The 3150-nt window shown below is 59.5% G+C and carries 4 protein-coding genes; 1 reads left to right on the forward strand and 3 read right to left on the reverse strand.

Annotated features, from left to right (window positions below; all coding sequences use genetic code 11):
* A partial coding sequence (locus Q0C64_RS13285) for an RraA family protein (RefSeq protein WP_294124320.1) occupies positions 1-378 on the reverse strand: 378 nt, incomplete at its 3' end.
* A gap of 38 nt (positions 379-416) precedes the next feature.
* Positions 417-1097 (reverse strand): dihydrofolate reductase family protein, encoded by a 681-nt coding sequence (locus Q0C64_RS13290; protein ID WP_294124321.1) that lies wholly within the window; start codon positions 1095-1097, stop codon positions 417-419.
* 295 nt (positions 1098-1392) lie between these two features.
* On the opposite strand from Q0C64_RS13290, the gene Q0C64_RS13295 reads away from it, so the two are divergent.
* On the forward strand, positions 1393-1629 hold the full coding sequence (locus Q0C64_RS13295; protein ID WP_294124322.1) for a hypothetical protein: 237 nt from the start codon (positions 1393-1395) through the stop codon (positions 1627-1629).
* Between the two features lie 325 nt (positions 1630-1954).
* On the opposite strand, the gene Q0C64_RS13300 is transcribed toward Q0C64_RS13295, so the two are convergent.
* On the reverse strand, positions 1955-3150 hold a 1196-nt coding region (locus Q0C64_RS13300; protein WP_294124323.1), incomplete at its 5' end, for an IS256 family transposase.

The following is a 3150-nucleotide window of genomic DNA, read 5'->3' on the forward strand; positions in this document are numbered from 1 at the left end:
CAAGGTCGCGACATCGCGGATGGCGCCGTCGAAGACGAGACCGGCGGCGCCGCGCTTGCGCAGATGACCGCCCAGTATATCGCCGATCATCGCCGTCTCTCTATGCCCGGCGGCGGCGATCATCAGCACGTCGCCCGGGCGGATCTGTTCGAGGGCATACAATACCGCGCCGAAGTCGGGCGGTTCGCACAGCGCCGTCACGGCACGGCCGAACAGTCTCGGTTGCCTGCCGGGCGGGTTGAGGGGGCGGATATCGGGGTCGATCTGGCCCTGATCGCGCAGCAGGTCTACCGCTACGGCCACCGGCACCACGCGCCAGGGCTCGATCTCCTCGTTCGTCAAGTCGGATAGGGGAGCGGCATGGATCGTGACGGTCATATCAGTTCCTTTTCGTCAGCATCGCTACCAGACCAGGATCATGCCTGCCTGGTCACGATGAGATGCGTCGCGGCGGGAGTGGAGACGCGGTCGGTGCAGGCATAGCCCAGAGCCGGCAGGTCGAGGCCGGCAAAAAGATTTTCGCCGGTCCCCATAAAGACCGGCGACATGACGAGATGCATCTCGTCGATCAGGCCGGCGCGCAGATATTGTTTTATCGTGGCAACACCGCCGCCGAGGCGAACATCCTTGCCCTTCGCGGCGCGCTTTGCCTGGTCCAAAACGGATTCGATGCTATCGGTCACGAAGTGAAAGGTCGTCCCGCCGTCCATGACGAGGGGGGCGCGGGCATGGTGGGTGAGCACGAAGACCGGCACGTGATAGGGAGGGATGTCGCCCCACCAGCCCTTCCAGCTTTCATCCGGCCATGGCCCCCGGACCGGTCCGAACATGTTGCGGCCCAGGATCCAGGCGCCGATATTCTCGAAACTGCGCTGGGCGAAATCATCGTCGATGCCGGTCGCGCCGCCATCCTGGCCGAACATCGTCCGGAAGGTCTTGGTCGCAAACGCCCATTGATGCAGGGCCATGCCGCCCTTGCCGAGCGGGTTGTCGAGGCTCTGGTCAGGACCGGCGCCATAACCGTCAAGGGAGAAGGAGAAGCCACGGACACACAGCTTTGACATGATGGATCCCATTAAACTGATTGCATTATGCAATCGGATTAGCCGAAGCGGTTTCAGGGTGCAAGAAGTATGTGGAAGCACGGCGTCATTTGGATAATCTCTGGACTATGCAGATATTGTTGGAAGCGCGGGCGGGGCTTTTCATTTCTAGAAATATTGCCTAAAATTTTATCCAACGGTCGGTTTGGAACGCCGTCCCGGATCGGCCGTAAAGAGGGAGGGGCGAATTCCCCGAGGGTTCGCAACAAACCCCGGCCCCGGCGCCTCAGCTCCCCAGCATGGGGCGTCGGGGAATTTACTATCTTGGGGGGCGAATGGGAGGCCCTCAATGGGTAGTCTCATAAAATATACGCGGCCGCAAAAAGTGCGCGACCTTGAACACTTGGCACAGCAGAAACGCCAGAAGCGCCCCAAGGGCGTGCCGCTGTGGTGGCTGATCGGCTTAGGATTGATGGTAGGGATCGTGCTCGGTGAGCTCTTGACCGACAATCGGTTGCTGCCGTCGCGGTCTTGCCTTGTGGCAGTCGTGACGTGGACGAATATCGACGCAAGCTGCGACTGGTGACGGTCAACGGCCGGTCGATTGGCAATACACGATTTGTCGAGGGGGGCTGGCTGGATAAGAACAATTGGGCAGGGGGATAGCAATGACATTTGTCGGGACAGCGGCGCTTTGTTTCGCATTCATCGCGGCCATATTCGGCTTCGCCCTTAGGCCGTTTCAGAAGTTTCGTCTGGCAAGTAGCGGACTTCTGGGAGTGGCCATGCTTGCACTAATCACGGGAGTGATCGTGTTTTGGCATTATGTTTGACGCCGGTAATCTTCCAGGGCGGGACTGTCAGATATTTTGTGTAAGAGGCGCTTCTGTGAAGGATTTTGATTTCCGGGATCAGCGCGCTGATCCCGGAAATCGATCGCCGAACTGAATGGCAAACTGCCCCATGGCGCTGGTCCATTCAACCCCTCTTCGCCACCGCATACCGGCATTTTTGATGGCGAGGTAAAGCAGCTTCATGGCCGCTTCGTCGTTGGGAAAGCTGCCCCGGGTTTTGATGATCTTGCGCAACGACCGGTTCAGCGCCTCCAGGGCGTTGGTGGTGTAGATCATTTTGCGGATAGCCGGCGCGAAGGCGAAGAACGGCACCACGTACTGCCAGGCCCGGCGCCAAGCCTGGCCGATCGCCGGATAGCGCTTGCCCCATTCGGCTTCAAACTCCTCGAGCCGAACGAACGCCATGTCGGCATTCTCAGCCCGGTAGATCGCCTTGAGAGCAGGCATGATTGCTTTGCGGTCCTTCCAGGAAACGAAGGCCAGGCTGTTCCTGATCAGATGAACGATGCAGGTTTGAACCTGGGTGTCGGGGAAAACCGTGGTGATCGCCTCGGGAAATCCCTTCAAGCCGTCGACAACGGCGATCAGGATATCGCCGAGGCCCCGTGTCTTCAGTTCGTTCATGACCTTGAGCCAGAATTTGGCACCCTCGGTCTGCTCGATCCACAGCCCAAGAACATCCTTCTCGCCGTCCGGATTGAGCGCCAGAGCGACATAAACCGCCTTGTTCCTGACCGACCCTTCATCGCGGATCTTGACCCGCAGGGCATCGAAGAAAACCACCGGATAGACCGGATCAAGCGGACGCATCTGCCATTCCCGCACCTCATCGAGAACCGCATCCGTGACCTTGCTGATCAGGTCGGGCGAGACTTCGGCGCCATAAAGCTCGGCCAAGTGGCCCTGGATCTCGCGCACGCTCATGCCTCGCGCGTAGAGGCTGATGATCTTCTCGTCAAAGCCGTCAAATCGCGTCTGTCCCTTGGCGATCAATTGCGGCTCAAAAGACCCCGCCCGATCGCGCGGAACCTCGATCATCAGCTCACCATCTTCGCTCAGGATGGTCTTGGCGCTGGTACCGTTGCGACTGTTGCCACTGCCGCGCCCGGCCGGGTCGCCCTTCTCATAACCAAGATGATCGGTCAATTCGGCGCCCAAAGCTCGTTCGATCAGCGCCTTCTTCAGCTGCTTGAACAGCCCGTCAGCTCCCGTCAAATCCTCCGGCTTCTCATATCCGGCAAGCAATTGATCCA

It is taken from the genome of Sphingomonas sp. (genome assembly GCF_023266535.1).
Taxonomy (GTDB): Bacteria; Pseudomonadota; Alphaproteobacteria; order Sphingomonadales; family Sphingomonadaceae; genus Sphingomicrobium.

Coding starts and splice junctions, on each gene's coding strand:
- Q0C64_RS13295 (WP_294124322.1), top strand. CDS start 1,393: ATGGGTAGTCTCATAAAATATACGCGGCCGCAAAAAGTGCGCGACCTT.